The following is a 17704-nucleotide window of genomic DNA, read 5'->3' on the forward strand; positions in this document are numbered from 1 at the left end:
GACCCGCCGGCGAGTGGGCATTGGGGACCCATGTTCCGGCTCGAACACGTCGATCTCGGCGACGTCACCGTGCGGGTGCGCCACGGCGGCTCCGGCAGCCCGGTCGTCCTGCTGCACGGCCATCCGCGCACCCACACGACCTGGCATGCCGTGGCACGCCGCCTCGGCGAGGACTTCTCCGTGGTCACCCCCGATCTGCGGGGGTACGGGGAGAGCACTCTCCCGCCGGACGAACCCGATCACGCGCAGTCGAGCAAACGCGCGATGGCCGGCGACGTCGTGCGGCTGATGGACCATCTCGGCCACGACCGTTTCGCGGTGGTCGGCCACGACCGGGGAGCGCTGGTCGCCTTCCGGACCGCGATGGACCACCCGGAGGCGGTGTCCCGGCTCGTGGTCATGGACGGGTTGCCGCTCGTGGAGCACCTCGAACGTACCGATGAGCGGTTCGCCCGGACGTGGTGGCACTGGTGGTTCCTCGGGCAGACCGAGCAGCCCGCGGAGCGGGTGATCTGCGCGGATCCGGACGCGTGGTACCGCACGCCGGACCCGGCGGCGATGGGCGAGGAGAACCACGCCGACGTGTGGCGGGCGCTGCGGAACCCGGCCGTCGTGCACGGGATGTGCGAGGACTACCGGGCCGGGCTGGGCATCGACCGCGCCCACGACGAGGCCGACCGTGCCGCCGGGCGCCAGGTCCGCTGCCCGATGCTGCTGCTGCAGGCCGCCCGCGACGACATCGACATCCACGGCGACCCGGTGGCGATCTGGCGGCCGTGGACGGCCGGCGGCCTGGAGCATCGGCTGATCGGCAGCGGTCACCACCAGGCCGAGGAGGCGCCGGACGAGGTGAGCGCGGCGTTGCGGGACTTCCTCAGCTGAGCGCCGCGGCGGCCCGGTGCCGGAAGACGTGCCGGTACGACTGCGGGGAGATGCCGAGCACACGGCCGAAGTGCTGGCGCAGGCCGGCGCCGGTCCCGAACCCCGCGCGCCGGGCCACCCGCTCGATCGGCTCGTCGGTCGTCTCCAGCAGCTCCTGGGCCAGCCGCACCCGCTGCTCCAGGATCCACTGGAGAGGCGTCACCCCGATCTCCTCGCGGAACCGGCGGGCGAACGTGCGCGGGCTCAGGTGCGCCCGCCCGGCCAGGTCGGCGACGGCGAGGGGCTGATCGAGCCGCCGGCGGGCCCACTCCAGCACCGGGCCGAGGTCGCCGCGTTCGCCGCCGGGCTGCACCGGCCGGACGAACTGCGCCTGCCCGCCCTCGCGGTGCGGCGGGGTCACCATCCGGCGGGCCACCTCGTTCGCCACCGCCGTGCCGTGATCGCGCCGCACCAGGTGCAGGCAGAGGTCGATGGCCGCCGCCGTGCCGGCCGAGGTCAGGACCTGGCCGTCGTCCACGTAGAGCACGCTCGCGTCGACCTTCACCGCCGGGTAGCGGTGAGCGAGGTCGTGCGCGTTCATCCAGTGCGTCGTCGCCGGCCGGCCGTCGAGCAGGCCGGCGGCGGCCAGCACGTACGCCCCGGTGCAGATCGAGACGATGCGCTTGCCGGCGTCGTAGGCGGTGCGGACCGCGTCGACCAGTGCGGGCGGGGGAGCGATCTGGCCGGCCCGGGGCAGCGCCGGGATCAGGACGGTTCCGGCTGCGGCCAACGCGCCGAGGTCGTGCTCGGGCGTGACGGTCAGCCCGCCAGTCGTCCGCAGCGGGCGCTGGTCCTCGGAGCAGAGGCGCAGGTCGTACCAGGGGGAGACGATGTCGCTGCGGTCGTTGCCGAACACCTCGAACGGCACCGACAGCTCGAAGATCGGCAGTCCGTCGGTGAGCGCGACCGCGACCACGTGAGAGGTCATGGCAGGAATCTATCGGACGACGGCGTTTCTGCCACTGTCCGGTCGTGTGCGCCCCGGCGAGGCTGACAGCATGCTCACCGCGTTGCAAGGAACCGCCCTCTACGTCGGCGCCGTCCTCGGCACCGGCGTCATCGCCCTCCCGGCCCTGGCCGCCGCCACCGCAGGACCGGCGTCGCTGCTCGCCTGGCTGCTGCTCGTGGTGCTCTCCGCGCCGCTGGCCGCGACGTTCGCGGCGCTCGGCGCGCGGCATCCGGACTCCGGGGGCGTGTCGACGTACGCCCGGCTCGCGTTCGGCGAGAAGGCCGCCGCCGTCGTCGGCTGGTGCTTCTACCTCGCCGTGCCGCCCGGGGCCGCGGCGGCAGCGCTGTTCGGCGGCGCGTACGTCGCGGCGGCCGTCGGCGGCGGCGCGGCCACCACCGCGGTGACGGCCGCGCTGCTGATGGCCGCGGTCACCGTCACGAACGCCGCTGGGGTACGCCTCGCCGGGCGGGTTCAGCTGGCCGCCGCGGCGCTGCTCGTCACGTTCCTGATCGTGGCGGTGCTGGTCGCGCTGCCGTCGGCGGACGCGGCGAACCTGCGGCCGTTCGCGCCGCACGGCTGGGACGCGGTGCCCGCCGCCGCCGCGCTTCTGGTGTGGAGTTTCGTCGGCTGGGAGGCGATCACGCACCTGACCGCCGAGTTCCGCCGGCCGGACCGGGACGTACCCCGGGCCACCACGGCGGCGGTGCTGCTGATCGGCGTGCTCTACCTGGCGGTGGCGTTCGCGGTCGTCGCGGTGCTCGGCCCGCGGGCGGCGCACACCGAGGCGCCGCTCGGCGAGCTGATGGCGGCCGGCCTCGGCGGGACCGCCCGCTACCCGGCCGCGGCCGCCGCGCTGCTGCTCACGTTCGGGACGATGAACGCGTACTACGCCGGCGCCGCCAAACTCGGCGCCGCCCTCGGCCGCGACGGCGCGCTGCCGGCCTGGCTGGCCCGGGGCAGCCAGGCCGGGGAGGTGCCGCGCCGCAGCCTCGCCGTGAACGCCGGGCTGTCCTTCCTCTCGCTGGCCGTCGTCGTGGCGGCCGGAGTCGGCGCCGAGCCGCTGGTCCTGCTCACGACCGGCTCGTTCGTGACCGTCTACGCCGTCGGGGTGGCGGCCGCGCTGCGCCTGCTGCCCCGGAGGACCGCCGGCCGGGCCGCCGCCGTGGCGGCGATGGCGGCGGTGCTGCTCCTGCTCGCGATGACCGGGGTGTACCTGATCTGGGCGCTGGTCGTCACCGGCGGCGCGCTGCTCTACCTGCGCGTCGCCGGTCAGCGGACGCCGGTGCCGATCAGCGTGGTGGCGTCCAGCTCGGTGACGCCGTCCCGGGACAGCGACGCCAGATAGGTCTCCCGCACGGCGTCCACCTGCGTCGGCGTCAGGCCGGTCAGCGCCGCCACGTAGCCCGAACCGGTCACCAGCAGCCAGGCCGGCTCCGGCGTCAGGTCCAGCCGCAGCTCGTGGACGGCGACCTCGACCCCGGTCAGCCCGCGCTGCTCCAGCCACGAGCGGAAGGCCGCCTCCTCGTTGATCCGGTCCAGGGGTGCGGACGCCCGCCGCGGAACCTCCTTGCCGGTCACCTTCGTGACGGCGTCGCCGAGGTGGCGGCCGGCCACCGCGACCGCCCCGCGCCGCCAGACGGTGATCCCGGCCCGGCCACCGGGACGCAGCCTGCTGACCAGGTGGTCGGCGCCGGCGTCCATGTCGGGCAGGAAGAAGACGCCGAGCACGACCTGGAGCACGTCGTAGCCGTCCTCGGCCCAGGTCGTCGCGTCCGCCGCCCGCGGACGCAGCTGCGGCAGATCGCTGCCGAGCCGGGTCAGGACGCGGATCAGCGGCTCGGACAGGTCGATCGCGTCGACGTGCCCGGTCGCGCCCACCCGCCGGGCCGCGGGGATCGCCGACGCGCCGGTGCCGCAGCACGCGTCGAGCACCCGCTCGCCGGCGGCCGGCGCGGTCCGGGCCACCGTCGCCGCGCCGATGGGCTTCCACAGATGCTCGCCGAGGCGTTCGAAGTCGCGGGCGGCCTCGTCGAACGCCCGGAGGAACAGGTCACCAGCCATCCGCCGAGCCTGCCACCATCCGCCGCCCGCCGGGAACCCGGCACCGGCACCGGGCTTCTGCCGTCGGCAGACCTCAGCCGGCCTGGGACTCGAAGTGCGATCTCATGGCGGGGTAGTAGTCGGCGAAGTCCGGCAGCGGGCGGCCGTCGCGGGAGGCGGTCAGCGCGTCCAGGTAGAACTCCCAGCCCGGGCCGATCTCGCCGACGTTCTCGTCGCCGGACAGGTGCTGGGTGAAGCGCAGCTCGGTCACGCCCGCCGTCTCGGTCAGCACCAGGTCGAGCCGCCAGGGACCGGACGACAGGGCCAGCCGGCGCGGCGCCTCACACACGTCCACCGTCATGTCCATCCACGGCTTGCCCTCCTCCAGCGCCATCTGCACCTTGATGGTCCGGCCCGGCGCGGCGTCGCCCTGCCACGGGCCGTACCAGCGAGCGGTGCGATCGGATTCGGTCAGGCTGGCCCAGACGTCGTCGATGGGAGCGCGGAACGTGCGGGTCAGCACGAGCTCCTTGCCGAACAGCCTGCCGGTGGGAGTGGGATTCATGCGCTCTCCTCGTCTCGGTGGTCTTCTCGGTCGTTCGATGTGGCGAGCCTGCGGGAGCGGCGGGTCCGGTACACCTCGGTCTCCAGCGCGTCGAAGTGCCGATCCCACGCGCTCGGCCGCCGGAACTCCGACAGCCAGCCGGCGAGCTCGTCCAGCGGGCCGGTGACCAGCGTGTAGACCCGGCGGCGGCCGTCCGCGGCGTCACGCACCAGGCCGGCCTCGCGCAGCACCCGCAGGTGACGGCTCACCGCGGGGCGGCTGATCGCGAACCGGCCGGCGACCTGCCCGGCGGTCCGCGGCTCGTCCCGCAGCATCAGCAGGATCTCGCGGCGCACCGGATCGGCGATCGCGTTCGCCACGGCATCCATGACAGGAAGCGTAACCAGTAGGTTACGCGTCGGGCAAGCTTGACATTGACACTGTGGCAACCTCTTCACTGGGCGCAGGAGGTGGTACTGATGACCACGACGGGGATCCTCAAGGCCCTGGAGAGCCCGAACGCGTCCACCCGGCTGCAGGCGGCGCTGGCGGCAGGGACCAACCCCGATGCGGCGTACGTCGGCACGCTGATCGGCAGGTCGGCGATCGAGCCGGACTTCTTCGTCCGGGAGAACCTGACCTGGGCGCTGACCCGGCATCCGGCATCGGTCACGGTTCCTCCGCTCGTCGAGGAGCTGGCGTCGGCGACGGCACAGGCCCGCAGCCAGGCGCTGCACACGCTGTCCAAGATCAGGGACGGGCGGGCGTGGCCGGCGATCACACCGGAGCTGATCGGGGACGCCGACGACGAGGTGGCCCGGGCCGCCTGGCGAGCGGCCGTCGTCCTGGTCCCGGCCGCCGACGAGCCGATGCTGGCCGGGTTGCTGGCCGCGCAGCTCGGGCGCGGCGTACCAGAAACGCAGTTGAGCCTGAGCCGCGCCCTGCTCGCGCTCGCCGACGCCGCCGCGCCCGCTCTCCGGGCCGCGATGAACAATCCCAGCCAGGAGGTACGCCGGCACGCGATCGCGACCGACCGCCTCGGCCGGGACCCGGACGCCGGATTCGCGCACGCGATCGAGGAGGCGAAGCGGATCGTGGCTCTGGACGGCGCGCCGATGATGGAGCCTTCTTCACCGTGACGGGGGCCTCGCATGCCCGCGCCCATTCCGCAGGAGGCCTGATTGTTGATCGGTGAGGTGGCGCGGCGATCCGGGGTCAGCGCCCGGATGCTGCGGCACTACGAGTCGCTGGGGCTGGTGCGGCCGACCGGGCGGTCCGGCGGGAACTACCGGGAATACTCGGACGAGGACATCCGGCGGATCTTCCACATCGAGAGCCTGCGGTCGCTCGGCCTGTCGCTGCGTGACGTCGGCCGTGCGCTCGACGATCCGGGGTTCGCGCCGGCCGGGCTCGTCGACGACCTGATCCGGCGCACCCGCGAACGCATCGCGGCCGAGACCGAACTCCTCACCCACCTCACCAGGATCGACGCCGCCTCACCGGCCGGGTGGGAGGACGTGCTGCGGATCGTGGCCCTGCTGCAGGCGCTCGGGTCGGAGAGCGCGGGGAAGCGGCAGCGGGCAGCACTGTCGGCGGCGTTCCCGGATGTCCGGGGCGGTGCCGGCACATCGCGCGCGGCGGCGGCTGCCGGGCTACCGGAAGAGGCCGTGGACCCGGCGTCGGCTTCCGCTGCGGGTTCGGCGTCCGGTTCGGTGGCCGAGCGGGCTTCCGGTTCGGTGGCCGGGCGGGCTTCGGGTTCGGTGGTCGGGCGGGCTTCGGGTTCCGCCTCGGCTTCGGTGGGGGCGCTCGTCGAGGCGGCGCTTGCCGAGTCGGAGATCAATGTGGGTGGTGCCCTGCGGTGGGCGCTGGCGCAGGCGGGTCCGGAGGCGTTGCCGCTGCTGGCCGAGGGGCTGCGGTCGGATCAGGCCGAGGTGCGGCGGCGCGCGGTACAGGCGATCGCACGGATTCCCGGCGGTGAGGATGTTCTGCGGCAGGCGCTCGACGATGCCGACGTGGTGGTGCGGCGGCATGCGGCCCTGGCGCTCGGCCGGCACGGTGTGGCGGCGACCGTGCCGGCACTGCTCGACATGATCGTGGAGGGCGTGAACGACAGCGACGCCACCGATGCTCTGGCGTCACTGTCCCGCGATCCCGCCCTCGCCGACCGGATAGCCGGCGGCCTGACGAGCCGCCTGGCGTCGTCCGGCGGGGAGGCTGCGGCTCGGCGGCGGGTGGCGGAGGCTCTCGCCGACATTCCGGGCGCAGCGGCGGAGGAGGCGCTCGTCGAACTGGCACAGGACGGTGATCGGGCGGTCGCTGTCACCGCCGCCTACGTCCTGCGCTTGCGTGCCCGTGCTGAATAGCGGTCGGGCGTGGCCACGGCCGGCTCACCGGTCGGATGGCCGGTGAGCCGGCACGTGGCCGCGAACGAGCTAACCGGCGAGCTTGAGCGCCTGGGTGTTCAGCACGTCGTCGTGCCGCGCCACCTCCGCGCCGTCGCGGTAGACCGTGATGCCGCCCCGCCAGGCGCAGTAGGTGACCTCCTCGTACCGGCTGACGTGGTCGTCGTGGTGGTGGATCACCAGGATGTCCGCAGCTGTAGCCGCCATAGTTCCTCCTCGTGTGCCGGGGCAGGTCCTATCGGCGGGGCGATGACCTACTGAAGGGCCGACCGCCAGGAAAAGGCGGGCTCGTAGCCGAGCAGCCGCCGCGCCTTCTCGATGGAGAGCAGCGTCTCGTGCTCGCCCAGTTCCCGGGTGACCGGGACGTCCGGGAAGTACTCGGCGGCCAGGTCGGCGGTGCGGCGGCTCATCACCGTGTCCGCGTTGGCGATCACGAAGATCTCGCAGCCGGGCCGGTCGTAGCCGAGGGCGAGCCGCACGGCCTGCGCGCCGTCGCGGGCGTCGATGTAGCCCCACAGGTTCCAGATGCGCTGCCGCGGGTCGGCGTCGAAGCCGGGGAAGGCGGCGTAGTCGTGCGGCTCCATGACGTTGGAGAACCGCAGCCCGACCGCCGTGAACTCCGGGTCCCAGCGGCAGAACTGGGCGGCCATCTGTTCATCCAGGTGCTTCGAGAGCGAGTACGACGTCTCCGGCCGTGCCGCGTACTCCTCGTCGACCGGCAGGTACGGCGGCGGCGTGTCGAAGGGCAGGCCGAGCAGTGTCTCGCTGGACGCCCACACGATCCGCCGGATGCCGGCCGTCCGCGCCGCGGCGAACACGTGGTAGCTGGACGTCACGTTGTTGGTGAACGTCGCCGCGTCGGGCCGCAGCCCGGGTGCGGGGATCGCGGCCAGGTGCACGACGGCGTCGATGCCGCTGTACCGGTCGTCGACAGCGGTCAGCGCGCCGACCACCTGACCGAAATCGGTCAAGTCGACTCGGGTGTAGGGGCAGAGCTGCTCGGCGGGCGCCGCCAGGTCGAGGTTGTGCACCTCGTACCCGTGCTGCACGAGCTCTCTCACGACGGCACGGCCGAGTTTGCCGCTGCCGCCGGTCACTGCGATGCGGGGCACGTCGCTCCTCCAATGGTGGGTGCCCCAGTCTTTCCCATGATCAGCACAGTTCGCACGCGGTGTGGTCTCATCGGTCGATGTTCATCTCCCGCGTGCTCGCCGGGGACGCCGCGATCGGCGAGGCGAAGCGTCTCCAGGGCCGGGCCCACGTGCGGTACGGGCACCTGGCCGCGTCGTCGCTGACCCCGGACGGCTGGCTGCCCTGGCACGACCGGGTCGCACGGTGGTTCGGCGTGTACGCGGCGGACGGCCGGCTCGCCGCGGTAGCCTCCAAGATCTCGCGGGGGAGTGCCGGCGGCGTGATCGAGGCGTCGGGTGTCGCCAAGGCCGCGGGCGTGCCGCTCGACGCCACGCTGGTTCTGTACCGGGCGATGTACCACGACAGCCTCGACCGCGGTGAGCGCGTGTGGGTGATGACCGTGATTCCGCCGGTCAGGGCGGTGCTGGAGCGGTTCATGGAGGGCGGGATCGTGGTGAGTCCGCGGACCGTGGAGGTTGCCGAACTGCATCCCGAGGTGCGGCCCGGCGTCGTCGTTCATCCGGCGTGGGGCGTGGTGGACGGCTTCACCGACCGGATCCGGGCGGCCGGGGATGCGTCTTCCACTGCGCAGAGGCGGGATCTCCTGTACGCGGTGGCTGCCCGTTTCGAGGACCGGGCCCTCGGATGAGGCGTCGGCTGTGGGACGTGTACGCCTGGTGTTACGACGTCATCGCGGGGCTCACGCCGTACCGGGAAATGGTCCTGAGAATGATCGACGCGGTGCCGGAGGAGCCGGGGCGGGTGCTCGACGCCGGCTGCGGAACCGGCAACCTGACGCGAGCCGTGCGGGAGCGGCGGCCGGGCGAGGTCGTCGCGGCGGATCTGTCACCGGTGATGTTGGAGCGTTCCCGCCGCAAGAATCCCGGGGTGACGCACGTACGCGCCGACCTGGACGGCGACCTGCGCGAGCTGAGCGGCGCGTTCGACGTGATCCTGTGCGGCAACGTGCTCTACGCCGTCGCTGATCCGGAACGGACAGTGGCACTGCTGAAGAGCCGCCTGGCGCCGGGCGGCCGCCTGATCGTGACGACGCCCCGGGCCGGCGCCGGCGTGACCGCGATCCTGCGCGACCACGTGCGCGACCGCGGCCTGCTCTCGCTGGTGCCGGTCATCCTGCCGCTGCTGGCCGTCGGTGTGATCAACGCGAGGCTGCTGAACGCCGCGTCGCACCACTTCCTCACCCGTGACGAGCTGGCGGTGATGCTGGGCACCGCGCGGATCAGCGCCACCTACAGCGACCAGGCCTGGCTGGCGATCCACGACGCCGCGTAGCCGGTGTCATGCGGTCGTCGAGCAGGGCCACGTCCTGGCCGGACATCTCCTGCCGAGGCGTGCCGTCCCATAGCCACCGGCCGGTTGCGGTCGGCTGTGACCCAGCGTCCCGACTGCCCCATCACCGCCGGGCGCTCGACGGCGCAGTAGCAACGGTGGGCGGTGACCCGACAGCCCAGACCTTGTGGCCGTGCCGCGTTCGTCCTCCGGACGGACGCTTGACAGCGGGCTACCCGGCCACTCCCGCCCACCGATCATCCACAGTGGAAGCGGTGTCGACGGTGGTCGATGTGATGCTGGCGGGATGAGAATCAGGGCTCTGGCCGCCGTCACCCTTCTCGCCGTCGCCGGATTCGCCGCACCGGCGAGCGCGGCCACCACCCTGATCGCCAGTGTCGACTTCCGGCCGGCCGGCACGGCCGCGCCGACCGGCTGGACCGCTGACACCGGCGCGGCCTGGACTGCCGCCCGTGGTTTCGGGTGGGTACGCCAGGACACCGCCACACTGGCCGCCCCGACGCCGCTGGAGCTGGCCGCGAACACCCGCAACCGCAACCGGACCGGCGTCGACCCGCTCGACAACACGGTGATCCACCTGCAGTACGGCGACGTCGGCGGCACGAACGGCGTCGCCACCGCCGGAGCCTGGCAGTACGCGGTGGCCCCGGGCACCTACACGGTCACGGCGACGGTCGGCGACCAGCCGTCGTACGACAGCACGCACGTGATCAGGGTGGAGGGCGCCACCGCCGTCGACCACTTCACGTCGACGGCCGCGGCCGAGTACCGGACCGGGTCGGTGACGGTCCCGGTCACCGACGGGATGCTGACCGTCGACGCGGTCGGCGGCATCAACACGAAGCTGACCCGCCTCACGATCGGCCGGGTCGTCGACGACACCGTGGCCCCGCCCGCGCCGGCCGGTCCCACCGCGGCTGCCGGCGACCACCAGGTGGCCCTGAGCTGGAGCGCGAGCACCGCTGCGGACCTGCTCGGCTACCGGGTGTACCGGGACGGGACGCTGATCTCCGGTCCGGGTGTGGTGACCGCGCCGGCCTTCACCGACATCGGCGTCGCCAACGGGACCGCACGGAGCTGGGCGATCAGCGCCGTGGACACCTCGGGCAACGAGTCGGCGCGGTCGGCCGCCACCGCCGCCACGCCGGTGGCGTTCACGGCGAAGGTCGCGTTCTCCGACCAGGCGAGCACACCGCCGGCCGGGTACGTCAAGGACTACGGCCAGGCCTACGGCAGCCAGGGCTTCGGCTGGATCGACCTGGAGGATCGCGGTCCACTGGATCTGGTCGGCAATGGGCGGAACCGCGGTGCGGGCACGGCTTCCGACGTACGACTGACCCGCCTGATGCACAGCCAAGCCGCCGGCAAGCCGCAAGGCGCCTGGGAGATCGCCGTGCCGAACGGGCTGTACACCGTGACCGCCGCGGTCGGTGACTCGGGGACCGCGACCGACAGCGTGCACTACCTGAACGTCGAGGACCAGAACGCGGTGGCGGCGTTCCGGCCCACCGCCACGGCGAAGCACGTCACCGCCGTCCGGACGGTCGAGGTCACCGACGGCCGGCTCACGCTCAGCCCGAAGGCCGGGACGAACACGAAGTTCCACTACGCCGACGTGGCGAGCGTGCCCGCGCCCGGGGCGATCCCGGCGGTCCGCACGGTCAGCCCGGCGAACCTGTCGACCGGTGTCGAGACGACCACCAGCATCGTCGCCGACCTGACGCTGCCGAACGGCGCCGTCGACCCGGACTCCCTGGACGGCGCGGCGGTCACCCTGACCCGGGTCGCCGACGGCGCGGCCGTGCCGATCAACGCCATCACCAGCGGCGGCGGCGACGTGGTGAACGCCTCGCCGCTGGCGCCGCTCGCTGCCGGGACGCTCTACCGGCTGGACGTCACCTCCGGGGTGACCGACGTGCGGGGTGTCGCGTTCGCGCCGTACTCGATGGTGTTCACGACCGGCGCGGCCTCGGGCGGCGGGCCGGCGTTCACGAAGGTCACCTCGGGGTCGGTGGCCGCCGACTACACCAGTGTCACGATGGGGCCGGACGGCAGGCTCTACGCGGCGACGCTGAACGGCCGGATCTACCGCTATCCGGTCGCCGCGGACGGCACGCTGGGAACTCCCGCGGTCATCGACACGGTGCAGGCTCGTACGATCATCGGCCTTGCCTTCGACCCCGCCTCGACGGCGGCGGACCCGGTCCTCTGGATCACCTCGAACCACCCGTTCACCGGCACCTACGACGTACCGGACTTCTCCAGTGTCCTGGCCAGGCTCTCCGGACCGGATCTCGGCGTCTACACGCCGGTGCTGACCGGGCTGCCGCGCTCGGTGAAGGACCATGAGACGAACTCGATCGCGTTCGGGCCCGATGGCGCGCTCTACATCAGCCAGGGCGCGAACAACGCGATGGGCGCGCCGGACGCCTCCTGGCGTGATCGTCCGGAGCGGTTGCTGACAGCGGCGGTGCTGCGTCTGGACCGTGGAAGGTTGCCGGCCGCGTTGCCGCTGGACGTGAAGACCGAGGACGGCGGAACCTACGACCCCTACGCCCCCGGCGCGCCGCTGACCCTCTACGGCACCGGGGTCCGCAACGCCTACGACCTGGTCTGGCACCGCAACGGTCATCTGTACGTCCCGACGAACGGCTCGGCGGCCGGCGGCAACACCCCCGACGTGCCGAGCCCGCTGCCGGCGTCCTGCTCACGGCGCGGCGGCTACACCGGGCCGGTCGTGGCCGGGCTGCGGGCCAACCCGCAGGCCGAGACCGACTACGTGTTCGACGTGAAGCCGGGCCGGTACTACGGGCACCCGAACCCGTCCCGCTGCGAGTGGATCCTGGCCGGGGCCAATCCTTCGCCGGGCGTCGATCCGTTCCAGGTCAACGCGTATCCGGTCGGCACGCAGCCGGACCCCAACCTGGACCTTCCCGGTATTCACGACGCCGGATTGCACGCCTCGGCGAACGGCGCCGTCGAATACCGGGGCGGCGCGCTCGACGGCAAGCTCCTCGTCGTCCGCTACTCCGACGGGCAGGACATCCAGATGTTCGACGTCGCGGCCGATGGGGCGCTGTCGAACCCCAGGAGCGTCGTGGCCGGATTCAACCAGCCGCTCGACGTCACGCAGAGCCGCACCACCGGCGATCTCTACGTCACCGAGCTGGGCGCCCGGCGGATCACGCTGCTGAAGCCGCAACTGACACAATGAGCGCGTGCTCCGGATCTTCTCGGTCCTCTACTGGGCGTTCATCGTCGTCACGTGCCCGATCTTCTTCGCCGGCGCGCTCGTCGTCTTCGTGCTGTCCCTGCCCTTCGACCGCCGGCGGGTGGCCCTGCACCTGTACTCCTCGGCGTGGGCGTCCTTCTACGTCTACATCAACCCGCTCTGGCGTCTCCGCGTCCGCGGCCGTTCCGCACTGCCCTGGCACGGCGCCGCCGTCCTGGTCGCCAACCACGCCTCGCTGATCGACATCCTGGTGCTGTTCGCCCTCTTCCGCCCGTTCAAATGGGTCTCCAAGCAGGAGATCTTCCGGGTCCCGGTGATCGGCTGGAACATGCGCCTCAACGACTACGTCCCGCTCGTCAGGGGCAGCGGCGCCTCGGTCCGCGAGATGATGGCCCACTGCGACCGCCTGCTGTCCGCCGGCTCACCCGTCATGATCTTCCCGGAGGGCACCCGCACGTCGGACGGCTCACTGCGCGCCTTCAAGGACGGCGCCTTCGACCTGGCCGTGCGCCACGACGTCCCGCTCATCCCCATCGCCGTCCACGGCACCCGCCGAGCCCTGCCCCGCAACGGTGTCATCCTCCGCGACCGCATCAACGTCCGCGTCGAGGTCCTCGCACCTCTGCACCCCTCCTCCTACCCGGACAAGGAATCCCTCCGCGACGCCGCCCGAAACGCCATAGCCGAAGCCCTTTCATGATGTGTCCTCCTGGGACCGCACTGCACGGTGCGGAGGTGGGGTTGCTGTTTGGGTGGGGTGGTGGCGGGCACTGCGGAAGGCATGAGTTTCCTGGACAAGGCGAAGGATTTCGCGGACGACCACGACAAGCAGGTTGACGAGGGTCTCGAGAAGGCCGGTGACCAGGCTGATCAGCGGACCGGGCAGAAGTATTCGGATCACATCGACAAGGGTGTGGACGCGGCGCAGCAGCGCACCGGGGACGGCGACACCCAGCAGCGATGATCGGGTTCGCGGGCGGTCCGGTTGCGGGCCGCCCGCGGGTCACCAGAGGACGTGCAGCGTCAGGCAGCTCGACGCGGCCGACGGGTCGTCGGCGTCGACCACGGCCACGAGGCGTACGCCGGTCGTGGTCTGGCCGGCGATCGCCAGGCCCTCGACCTTCCACGGTCCGGCGGGTGTGGCGGGGATCTCGGCCACTGCCAGTACGCCGCCGTCGTCCAGCAGGGCCAGGGCCGAGGCGACCACCGGGCCGTCGTCGACGGCGTTCGGGGTGTCCTCCGCGGCGGCCGACACCAGGATGCGGCCGTCGTTCAGCGCCACCGCGTCGGTGACGGCGAGGCCCACGCCGTCGACAGTGCCCAGGTCGTAGCGGCGAGGGTTGCCGATCGCCACCGCCGGGTCGCCGGACAGCAGTGCCGGCAGGTCGACATCGACGCTGGCGGACGGGATCCCCGCCGCGGCGTTCCCTCGCTGGAACCAGCGCAGCCTGTCGCCGATCAGAGCGGCGCCCTCCAGGTTGAGCTGCGCGGACGGGATACCGAGAGCAGCGGCGACCGACGCGTAGACCGGCGTCAGGTCGGTGACCGCGAACCCGCCGGCGGTCACCAGCGAGACCCGCGTCCGCGCCGCCGTGGAACCGGAGCCGAGCAGCAGCACCGCGCCGGATTCCAGGGCGCAGGCCGCCTCGAAGTCCGGTTTCAGGTGTTTGGTCCCGGCTGTTTCGCTGAACTCGTCCAGCCCCGCCACTGGCGGCACCACCCGGACCGGCGTGACGGCGCCGCCGCGCCACCAGGCCGCATGGGTGGCGTCGTCCTGTACGACGAGCCAGCCGCCGCCGAACGCCGCGATCGCCGACGCGGCCCGCACCGGTGAGCCGTCGCCGAACCGCAGCGACGCGACATCTTCCACGATCACCCGCATACGGCTATCGCATCACACGGGGAGCGGCGATCGGATCACACCGTGGGGACGAGCTCGACGACCCGGCCGGCTCGACCGTCGGCGATCAGGTCGAGGACGGTGGCTACGACGGTCGAGGGCGGGATCAGCGGGGGAGTGCCGGGTCCGCGCTGCCGCCACTCGGCCTGGGCGCGGTCCAGGCCGATCCAGTCCGGGACGACGCAGGTCATCCGCACGTCGTGGGTCTGTGCCAGCGCGGCCGAGGACGTGGTGAAGCGGATCAGGCCGGCCTTGGCGGCGCCGTACTCCGGGGAGCCGTACGCAGTGGAGCCGACACCGCCGCTGGACGAGATGTTGACGATCGCGCCGCCACCGAGGTCGCGCATCGGCTCCAGGACGAGCTGGCTGAGCAGCATCGGCGCGGTGAGGTTGAGGGCGATCGTCGCGGACCAGTCGGCGGGTGCGGCGTCCGGGTACTGCGGGCCGGGTGTCCAGCCGCCGGCGTTGTTCACCAGGACGTGCGGGCCGCCGAAGGAGCGGGCGGCGGCGACGATCCGCTCGCAGTCGGCGGGGTCTCGCACATCAGCGCGGATGGCGTCGCCCGGCGCCGGCGCCGTGTCCGCCACGAGAACGCGGTGACCGGTTCGGGACAGGGCGGCGGCGATCTCGTGTCCGACGCCCGCGGCCCCGCCGGTGACGATCGCGACGGGCTTCATGATGTCTCCTCCCCTGGACGGCTCACCCCGATGACTACCCGGATGGACGCCACCCATCCCGGCGTAGGAGGGGGATGAGCAGCGCTGCCGGCGTACAAGGGTGTTCGGCGAAGGAGAGCGCAAGTGGCGCAGCAGGCCGGCCATGTCCCATGCTGATCCGATGGACGGGTCGCTGAGGCAGAACGATCGTGCGCTGCTGGCGCGGGCGGCGGGCAATCTCGCGCGGGTGCCGGGGATTCCGCTGATCTTCGGTGGCGTCGGTACGACTGACGTGCCGGTCACGGTGAGCATCGGCGGGCGGACGTCGGCGCTGACCTCGCTGGTGATCCGGCCGGAGCGTGGGCTGGGCGGCAAGGCGCTCGTGGAGAAGCGGCTGCTGGCGCTGCCGAGGTACGACAGTGCGCCCGGGATCACCCATGACTACGACGAGCCGGTGCTCAGCGAGGGGATCGTCGGGCTGGCGGTCGTGCCGCTGATGAGCGGCAGTCACGTGCGCGGTCTGCTCTACGCCGGCACCCGTGACGGCGAGGCGCTCACCCCGGAGATCGTGTCGGCGCTGGCCGCGGAGGGGCAGGCGGCCTCACTGGCGATCTCGGTGCGCGACTTCAGCGAGCGGCTGCGCGCGATCGCCGGCCGCACCTCCGACGCGGCGACCCGGCAGGAGCTGCTGGAACTCGTCGAGCAACCCCGGCCGGCGGTCGCCGATCCGCTGACACCCCGCCAGCGTGAGGTGATCGAACTGGCGGGGATCGGGCTGCGCAACGCCGAGATCGGCGCCCGGCTGGGGCTCAGTGAGCAGACCGTGAAGACCTATATGCGGGCCCTGATGGTACGGCTCGGCGCCCGCTCCCGATCAGAAGCGGTCCACCGCTATCGATCGTCCCGTGGCTAGCGCGTCGTCGATCCGCCGGGCGATCTCGTCGAGGTCCCCGGAACCGTCCACGTCGTGCAGCAGGCCGCGCTCCCGGTACGCCGCGAGGACCGGCTCGCTCTCCGTCGCGTAGATCGCCAGCCGCTGGCGGACCACGTCGGCGAGGTCGTCGCTGCGGCCCCGGCGCTCCAGGCGGTCCTGCAGTTCGGCCTGCGCGACCACCAGATTCACCACGATCAGCCCGTCGAGCAGGGTGTCCAGGAAGTCGACCTGGGCGAGAGTACGCGGATAGCCGTCGAGGATGATGCGCCCGTCCGGGGCATTGCGCTCGATGTGGTCGCGAACCATCTCGTTCGTCAGCTCATCGGGCACGTAATGTCCGGCGTCGATGAGTTGCCGTGCCGTCCGGCCGAGTTCGGTGTCCCGCGTGATGTGGTCGCGGAACAGGTCTCCGGTGGACAGATGTGTCAGGTCGTGGCGTCGGGCCAGGTGCGTGGCCTGGGTGCCTTTGCCGGAACCGGGTGCGCCGGTGAGGATGAGGGCGATGTCCAACGGAGTACTCCAACGTATTCCGGCAGCGGGAGTCCGAGCTTAGAAACGCAACCGAAACGTGAATAGCACCGAAAGTGGATAGCGGCGAATGTCACAACGGCCGCCTCCCTGATGTGAGAGGCGGCCGTCCGCGGCTTTACCCGGTGAACTTCGCGTACTTCGCCCGGAACTTCTCGATGCGGCCCGCGGTGTCCAGCACCCGGCTGCGACCGGTCCAGAACGGGTGGCTCGCGCTCGAGATCTGCACGTCGACGACCGGGTACGTGGCGCCGTCCGTCCACTCGACAGTCTTGTCACTGGTGGCCGTCGAGCGGGTCAGGAACGCGTAGTCGGCGTTCCGGTCGCGGTACACGACGGGCTGGTAATCGGGGTGGATTCCGTTTCGCATGACTGACCTCCAGGGTGATCGACCGCTACAACCGATCCGCCGGGGTCGATATTTCAGCCCGGTGTGTGTCCTGCGAGACAGTTCGAAGCGCCCGGCGCCGAGGCCGATTCAGTAACACTCAGCGCCGGTTCGCTGACTATGAGTACAGCAGTCGCGCGTCGCGGGTTCATCCTGTTTTCGTGCCGGGCGGTCGCGGGTGGGCGCGCCGGTTAGCGTGGCGGGGTGGGCGTGGAGCAGAGCAGGGACGATCGGATCGTCGCGGAGTTCGGGGACGGGCACGACGTGGACGGGATCGCGGCACGCTACGGGATCACGGCCGCCGAGGTCTACGCCGTCGTCGAGCGGGAGGTCGGGCCGGTGGGGGAGGTGCCACCGGGTCGATACGGGCAGCCGGCTCCATATCCGCCGCCGTACTACGCACCGCCGCCGCCACCGGGCTATTACGCGCCTCCGCCGGCCTATCACCAGCCGCCGCCCGGCTATCCCGCCCCGCCCGGCGTCCACGGCTTTGCGGGACCGGGCACGCTCGCTGCCGGCCTGGCGCAGTGGACCGACGCCGAGGGGGCGCAATTCCTGCTCGGCCAGGTCCTCGGCCTCTTCGCCGGCCGCACCTTCGCCGAGGTGAGGCACGTCTTCTGGACCGACAACCCCCTCGGAAACGAACTCCGCGGCATGCTGCTGGCCCTGGTGAGGGCCGGTGTCCTGGAGTGGCGGGAGGGGCCGGCCAACCAGTTCCGCTGGCGTGCTCAGCAGTAGCCGCCGAGCGGCAGGGCCGGTAAGTTAACC

The 17704-nt window shown here is 72.2% G+C and carries 21 protein-coding genes; 11 read left to right on the forward strand and 10 right to left on the reverse strand.

Going from position 1 to position 17704, the window contains the following annotated elements; genetic code table 11:
* The first annotated feature begins 30 nt into the window (after positions 1-30).
* Positions 31-882: an alpha/beta fold hydrolase gene (locus EP757_RS30865; RefSeq protein WP_127551931.1), complete on the forward strand. Its 852-nt coding sequence runs from the start codon at positions 31-33 to the stop codon at positions 880-882.
* On the opposite strand, the gene EP757_RS30870 is transcribed toward EP757_RS30865, so the two are convergent.
* On the reverse strand, positions 875-1849 hold the full coding sequence (locus EP757_RS30870; protein ID WP_127551932.1) for a GlxA family transcriptional regulator: 975 nt from the start codon (positions 1847-1849) through the stop codon (positions 875-877). The two genes, EP757_RS30865 and EP757_RS30870, sit on opposite strands and share 8 nt — an antisense overlap.
* Before the next feature lie 70 nt (positions 1850-1919).
* On the opposite strand from EP757_RS30870, the gene EP757_RS30875 reads away from it, so the two are divergent.
* On the forward strand, positions 1920-3215 hold the full coding sequence (locus EP757_RS30875) for an APC family permease (protein ID WP_127551933.1): 1296 nt from the start codon (positions 1920-1922) through the stop codon (positions 3213-3215).
* On the opposite strand, the gene EP757_RS30880 is transcribed toward EP757_RS30875, so the two are convergent.
* The 3 genes from EP757_RS30880 to EP757_RS30890 form a co-directional block, all read right to left on the reverse strand.
* Positions 3140-3931 (reverse strand): class I SAM-dependent methyltransferase, encoded by a 792-nt coding sequence (locus EP757_RS30880; RefSeq protein WP_127551934.1) that lies wholly within the window; start codon positions 3929-3931, stop codon positions 3140-3142. The genes EP757_RS30875 and EP757_RS30880 overlap by 76 nt on opposite strands.
* A 73-nt stretch (positions 3932-4004) precedes the next feature.
* Positions 4005-4475 carry an SRPBCC family protein gene (locus tag EP757_RS30885; RefSeq protein WP_127551935.1) on the reverse strand — a complete coding sequence of 157 codons (471 nt, stop codon included), beginning with the start codon at positions 4473-4475 and terminating at the stop codon, positions 4005-4007.
* Positions 4472-4843 (reverse strand): metalloregulator ArsR/SmtB family transcription factor, encoded by a 372-nt coding sequence (locus tag EP757_RS30890; RefSeq protein WP_127551936.1) that lies wholly within the window; start codon positions 4841-4843, stop codon positions 4472-4474. Before EP757_RS30890 ends, EP757_RS30885 begins: the two co-directional genes overlap by 4 nt.
* A 90-nt stretch (positions 4844-4933) precedes the next feature.
* Here EP757_RS30890 and EP757_RS30895 point away from each other — a divergent pair, with 90 nt between their 5' ends.
* Together EP757_RS30895 and EP757_RS30900 are read left to right on the forward strand one after the other, a co-directional pair.
* On the forward strand, positions 4934-5593 hold the full coding sequence (locus EP757_RS30895) for a HEAT repeat domain-containing protein (RefSeq protein WP_127551937.1): 660 nt from the start codon (positions 4934-4936) through the stop codon (positions 5591-5593).
* Between the two features lie 42 nt (positions 5594-5635).
* Positions 5636-6817, forward strand: coding sequence for a MerR family transcriptional regulator (locus EP757_RS30900; RefSeq protein WP_127551938.1), 1182 nt, complete (start codon positions 5636-5638; stop codon positions 6815-6817).
* 69 nt (positions 6818-6886) lie between these two features.
* On the opposite strand, the gene EP757_RS43305 is transcribed toward EP757_RS30900, so the two are convergent.
* Both EP757_RS43305 and EP757_RS30905 read right to left on the reverse strand, forming a co-directional pair.
* A complete protein-coding gene (locus tag EP757_RS43305) occupies positions 6887-7063 on the reverse strand; it encodes a hypothetical protein (RefSeq protein WP_174262461.1) in 177 nt (58 codons plus the stop codon).
* Between the two features lie 47 nt (positions 7064-7110).
* A complete protein-coding gene (locus EP757_RS30905) occupies positions 7111-7968 on the reverse strand; it encodes an NAD(P)-dependent oxidoreductase (protein ID WP_127551939.1) in 858 nt (285 codons plus the stop codon).
* 77 nt (positions 7969-8045) lie between these two features.
* Here EP757_RS30905 and EP757_RS30910 point away from each other — a divergent pair, with 77 nt between their 5' ends.
* The 5 genes from EP757_RS30910 to EP757_RS30930 all read left to right on the forward strand — a co-directional run bounded on the left by EP757_RS30910 (position 8046) and on the right by EP757_RS30930 (position 13494).
* Positions 8046-8636 (forward strand): hypothetical protein, encoded by a 591-nt coding sequence (locus tag EP757_RS30910; RefSeq protein WP_127551940.1) that lies wholly within the window; start codon positions 8046-8048, stop codon positions 8634-8636.
* Positions 8633-9280, forward strand: a complete 648-nt coding sequence (locus EP757_RS30915) for a trans-aconitate 2-methyltransferase (protein WP_127551941.1) — start codon at positions 8633-8635, stop codon at positions 9278-9280. The genes EP757_RS30910 and EP757_RS30915 overlap by 4 nt, the downstream gene beginning before the upstream one ends.
* Positions 9281-9584: 304 nt before the next feature.
* Positions 9585-12512, forward strand: a complete 2928-nt coding sequence (locus EP757_RS30920; protein WP_127551942.1) for an Ig-like domain-containing protein — start codon at positions 9585-9587, stop codon at positions 12510-12512.
* A 4-nt stretch (positions 12513-12516) separates the two neighbouring features.
* Complete coding sequence (locus EP757_RS30925) at positions 12517-13230, forward strand: 1-acyl-sn-glycerol-3-phosphate acyltransferase (protein ID WP_127551943.1); 714 nt, start codon at positions 12517-12519, stop codon at positions 13228-13230.
* 81 nt (positions 13231-13311) lie between these two features.
* Positions 13312-13494, forward strand: coding sequence for an antitoxin (locus tag EP757_RS30930; protein ID WP_127551944.1), 183 nt, complete (start codon positions 13312-13314; stop codon positions 13492-13494).
* A 39-nt stretch (positions 13495-13533) separates the two neighbouring features.
* Here the strand turns inward: EP757_RS30930 and EP757_RS30935 are convergent, their stop codons facing one another.
* Both EP757_RS30935 and EP757_RS30940 read right to left on the reverse strand, forming a co-directional pair.
* A complete protein-coding gene (locus EP757_RS30935) occupies positions 13534-14412 on the reverse strand; it encodes a hypothetical protein (RefSeq protein ID WP_127551945.1) in 879 nt (292 codons plus the stop codon).
* A 35-nt stretch (positions 14413-14447) separates the two neighbouring features.
* Complete coding sequence (locus EP757_RS30940) at positions 14448-15107, reverse strand: SDR family NAD(P)-dependent oxidoreductase (RefSeq protein WP_160165927.1); 660 nt, start codon at positions 15105-15107, stop codon at positions 14448-14450.
* 160 nt (positions 15108-15267) lie between these two features.
* On the opposite strand from EP757_RS30940, the gene EP757_RS30945 reads away from it, so the two are divergent.
* Positions 15268-15999: a LuxR C-terminal-related transcriptional regulator gene (locus EP757_RS30945; RefSeq protein ID WP_160165928.1), complete on the forward strand. Its 732-nt coding sequence runs from the start codon at positions 15268-15270 to the stop codon at positions 15997-15999.
* Here EP757_RS30945 and EP757_RS30950 read toward each other — a convergent pair.
* Positions 15961-16530 (reverse strand): adenylate kinase, encoded by a 570-nt coding sequence (locus EP757_RS30950; protein WP_197725419.1) that lies wholly within the window; start codon positions 16528-16530, stop codon positions 15961-15963. The two genes, EP757_RS30945 and EP757_RS30950, sit on opposite strands and share 39 nt — an antisense overlap.
* 136 nt (positions 16531-16666) lie before the next feature.
* Positions 16667-16918 (reverse strand): type B 50S ribosomal protein L31, encoded by a 252-nt coding sequence (locus tag EP757_RS30955; RefSeq protein ID WP_127551948.1) that lies wholly within the window; start codon positions 16916-16918, stop codon positions 16667-16669.
* Between the two features lie 222 nt (positions 16919-17140).
* On the opposite strand from EP757_RS30955, the gene EP757_RS30960 reads away from it, so the two are divergent.
* Positions 17141-17674 carry a hypothetical protein gene (locus tag EP757_RS30960; protein WP_127551949.1) on the forward strand — a complete coding sequence of 178 codons (534 nt, stop codon included), beginning with the start codon at positions 17141-17143 and terminating at the stop codon, positions 17672-17674.
* Positions 17675-17704: the final 30 nt, after the last annotated feature.

It is taken from the genome of Actinoplanes sp. OR16, from assembly GCF_004001265.1.
Lineage (GTDB): Bacteria > Actinomycetota > Actinomycetes > Mycobacteriales > Micromonosporaceae > Actinoplanes.